Source organism: Pseudomonas sp. DrBHI1 (genome assembly GCF_002205115.1).
Lineage (GTDB): Bacteria > Pseudomonadota > Gammaproteobacteria > Pseudomonadales > Pseudomonadaceae > Aquipseudomonas > Aquipseudomonas mosselii.
In genome coordinates this window covers 1-2,760 of record NZ_NIBE01000095.1, presented here as the reverse complement: position 1 = coordinate 2,760, position 2,760 = coordinate 1, and the positions used below count along the sequence as shown (strand labels likewise).

The following is a 2,760-nucleotide window of genomic DNA, read 5'->3' as shown; positions in this document are numbered from 1 at the left end:
CGCGCAGGCTGCGCACCTCGCGCTCGACCTTGCGCCGCATCCAGCGCAGCCACAGCACCTCGAGCGGGATCAACAGCGCCAGCAGCAGCGACAGCTGCCAGGACAGCATGAGCATCAAGGCCACGGCGCCGACCAGGCCGATCAGCGCCGACACCGCCGAGAACAGCGAATCCACGGCAAAGCGCTGGATCTCGGCGACATCGCCGTCCAACCGCGACAGGATGTCGCCGGTGCGCCGCTGCCCATAGAACGTCGGCGACAGCCGTTGCAAATGGCGGTACAGGTCATCGCGCAGGGCGAACAGGATGCGCCCGGACAGCCGTGTGTGCAGGTAGCGGTTGACCCCGGCCAGCACGGTACCGAACAGGCCGGCGACAATCATGATCGCCGCCATGTGCCAGAGGGTCTGGTAGTCCTTGGCCAGCAGCCCCTCGTCGATCAGCGTCTTGACCAGCCAGGGTTGCGCCAGGGCCAGCAGCGAGGCGCCCAGGGACAGCGCCAGCAGCGCGCCAATGGCGCCACGGTGTGGACGCACGAAGCCATACAGCCAGGCCAGCGCCTGACGCATCAGCGCCGGCTCGCTGGATTCGATCAATCGGGAAAACAGTCCGCCCATGGCTCAACCACGCAACTGCTTGAGCTTGCGATACAGCGTCGCGCGGCTGATGCCCAGGGCCTCGGCCGCCGCCGAGACGTTACCCTGATGGCGGGCCAGGGCGGCGCGGATCAGCTCCAGCTCGTTGTCGCGCAGGCTGCCGGACGGCGCGGCGCCGCTGGCCAGTTCATCGAGCAGGCAGTCGGTGAGATGGTCGAGGGTCAGCACCTGCTCGCCCTCCTCGCGCATCGCCAGGGCAGTACGCACCACCATCTCCAGCTGGCGGATGTTGCCCGGCCAGTCGAAGTTCTCCAGCAGCGCCACCAAGGGCGCATCGAGGCTTACGCCCCTGGCCCCGGACTTGTCCAGCAGGCCCTGGATGAGCGTCGCCAGGTCGTCGCGCTCGCGCAGTGCCGGCAGGCGCAGGGATACGCCGTTGACCCGGTAGTAGAGGTCTTCGCGAAACTGCTGGTCGGCGACCAGTCGCTTGAGATCGCGGTGGGTAGCGCAGATCAGCGCCACGTCGATGTCCTGCTCGTCGCCAGCGCCCAGCGGCGCTACCCGACGCTCCTGCAGGACGCGCAGCAGACGGGCCTGCAAGGCCAGGGGCATGTCGCCGATCTCGTCGAGGAACAGCGTGCCGCCATGGGCCTGCATCAGCCGCCCGACCATGCCGCCGCGGCGCGAGCCGGTGAACGCGCCCTCACGGTAGCCGAACAGCTCGGACTCGATCAGGCCCTCGGGAATCGCCGCGCAGTTGACCGCCACGAACGGCTTGTCGGCCCGCGTACCGGCCTGGTGCAAGGCGCGGGCGGCGACTTCCTTGCCGGTACCGGTTTCGCCCAGCAGCAGCACCGGCAAGCCATTGGCCAGGCCCTGGCGGGCCATGCGCAAGGCACGGGCCAGGCGTGCATCGCCGCCGGCCAGGGCCTCCAGGGCCTGGGCCTTGGCCGGCTCGGCCGGTTTGGTGTTGGGCGCCGGACCACTGATGCGGCCATGCCGTGGCAGTTGCAAGGCGCGGAAGAAGAATTCACCCTTGGCGGTCTGCACGCTGCTGACACCGCCCTGCCACAGGCGGGCGATGAATGCCGGCGAGCGCTCGCCCAGCAGGTCGCTGCTGCGCCGACCAAGCAGCGCCTGGCGCGGCATCTGCAGCAATTGGCAGGCATTGTCGTTGGCCGCCAGCACCTCGCCTTCCAGGCTCAGCGCCAGCAGGCCCTGCCAGGCGCTGGCCAGGTACTGCGGGCGGCTGTGGAAGGCCAGCACCAGGTGCTCGGGGTGATACAGCCCGAACAACCGGCTTTCGATATTGCCGGCGGCGAGCAGCAACGTGGAGAGGCTATCCTGGGGCTGGGCCATGACGCCTTCGCGGGTCACGTCGAGCACGCCGATCACCTCGCCACGCGGATCGCGCAGCGGCACCGAGGTGCAGGAGAACGGGCTGAGCCGGTCGAGATAGTGTTCGCCGCAGTTGATCAGGGTCGGCTGGCCCTCGACCACCGCCGTGCCGATGGCGTTGGTGCCGCGCAGGGCCTCACTCCAGCAACTGCCCGGGTGCAGGTCACGCAGGCCTTCGCGGGCGAGCACGTGCTTCTGGCCCTCGATGGCCAGCACGTTGGCCTGGGCATCACCGAGGATGACGATGCCGCTCTTGCCTTGGCGCTTGACCAGGTAGTCCAGTTCGGGGGTGACCGCGTCGATCAGCAGGCGGTTGTGCTCCAGCAGCGCGCGCAGGTCCAGGCCATGGCGAATGCCCAGGCCCACCTGCTCGCCCTGCAGGCAGTCAAGGCCATGGCCGAGGCTGCGGCGCCAGGAGGCATCGATTTCGTCACGCAGCATGCCGGAGGGCAGTTCGCCTTCGCTGGCCAGTTTCAGGCGGACCAGACGGGATTGCTGCAGTGGATCGTTGGCGGTTGTTGTTGGAAGTTGTCGCGCCATTGCGTGCTCCAGGGGTGCCCCGCTCAGGCGGGGCAATGGGCATCGGATTTTTCGGCAGTGTGCGTCAGAAATCGTTGGTAGTCATCAGGTACGCGCTGGGAGGTGTATGCCGGGGAATTTTCAGCGCTTATGAGATCGAGCGCCGCGCGGACGGCGCTCGATCTCATAAGCGCTGCAAGGCTATCGGCGACCCCCTGAAAGCCCTGCCCCATTCCCCAATCCTGGGT

3 protein-coding genes are annotated in these 2,760 nt (G+C 68.1%); all 3 read right to left on the bottom strand.

The genetic code is table 11. The features are described 5' to 3' along the window. Positions 1–616 (bottom strand): ABC transporter ATP-binding protein (locus CC207_RS27820; RefSeq protein WP_256582128.1); only part of this gene is annotated, 616 nt, incomplete at its 3' end. A gap of 3 nt (positions 617–619) precedes the next feature. Beyond that, positions 620–2,533 (bottom strand): sigma-54-dependent Fis family transcriptional regulator, encoded by a 1,914-nt coding sequence (locus CC207_RS19420; RefSeq protein WP_062363339.1) that lies wholly within the window; start codon positions 2,531–2,533, stop codon positions 620–622. A gap of 23 nt (positions 2,534–2,556) precedes the next feature. Next, positions 2,557–2,760 (bottom strand): hypothetical protein (locus CC207_RS27260; RefSeq protein WP_218192830.1); only part of this gene is annotated, 204 nt, incomplete at its 5' end.

Coding starts and splice junctions, on each gene's coding strand:
- CC207_RS19420 (WP_062363339.1), bottom strand. CDS start 2,533: ATGGCGCGACAACTTCCAACAACAACCGCCAACGATCCACTGCAGCAA.